General features: G+C 74.4%; 1 protein-coding gene. It reads left to right on the top strand.

All coding sequences use genetic code 11. The features are described from left to right. The coding region (locus C1I95_RS34145) for a L,D-transpeptidase family protein (protein WP_233514077.1) at positions 1 to 948 on the top strand (948 nt) is incomplete at both ends.

The following is a 948-nucleotide window of genomic DNA, read 5'->3' as shown; positions in this document are numbered from 1 at the left end:
CCTTGGGTGTGGGCGTCGCGGTGCTGCTCGGGGGTGCGGCGTACACCGGGTGGGCGCTGACTCCCGCGCCGGGACCAGCGCCGGCCGCCGAGGCGACCGGGATTTCGGCCACGCCCACGATCGCGGGGCCGACGGCGGCGGTGCCGGCCGCCGAGACCGTGCCGTCTGCCGCCCCGGCACCGGCCAGCCTGCCGGAGATCGACTACGACCTGGCACCGGTCGGCTTTCCCGATGACCCGGACACCCTGGACACCACCCCGCTGACCCGGGGGCTGCACCCGACCCGCCGGCTCGCCGCCTACGACGCGCCCGGCGGCCGGCCGCTGGCCTTCCTGATGCCGACCATCAGCGGGGTGGAGCTGACCGTGCCGATCGCGCAGCGCGAGGCCGGCTGGACGGCGGTGCTGCTTCCCTCGGCCAACCGCAAGCTGGCCTGGCTGCCGCCCGGCGGCTTCAACACGGTCACCTTGCGCGACCAGGTCGTGGTGGAGCGCGTGCCGTACCGGCTCACCTGGTTCCGCGACGGCACCGCGCAGCGCTCCTGGCCGGTGAGCCTGGGCAAGCGCGGCCAGGAGACCCCGCTCGGCCGGACCTTCATCCTGGGCCGGACCCCGCCACCGCAGCGCGTCTACGGGGGCGTGGACATCTTCGCCCTCGGCTCGGTGCCCGACGACCCCGACTCCGTACCGACCGGCCTGCGCGGCGCGCACATCGGCATCCACACCTGGTACCACGACGGCGAGCTGGGCCGGAAGACCACCAACGGCTGCATCCGGCTGACCCCGAGCGGTCAGCGGCTGCTGCTGACGGAGCTGCGCGAGGGCACCCCGGTGGTGGTCGTCGACGAGCTGCCCGGCCTCGGCGATCACGATCTCGTGGTGGTCAGCAGTCTCCAGCTCACCGAGCACTGGCCGGAGCTGTCCTGGCAGCTGCTGCTCAACCCGGAGA

Origin of the sequence: Micromonospora craterilacus (genome assembly GCF_003236315.1) — a bacterium.
In the GTDB taxonomy this organism is placed as follows: Bacteria; Actinomycetota; Actinomycetes; order Mycobacteriales; family Micromonosporaceae; genus Micromonospora; species Micromonospora craterilacus.
The sequence above is the reverse complement of the archived record's forward strand: the minus strand, read 5'-3'. Positions and strand labels throughout refer to the sequence as shown.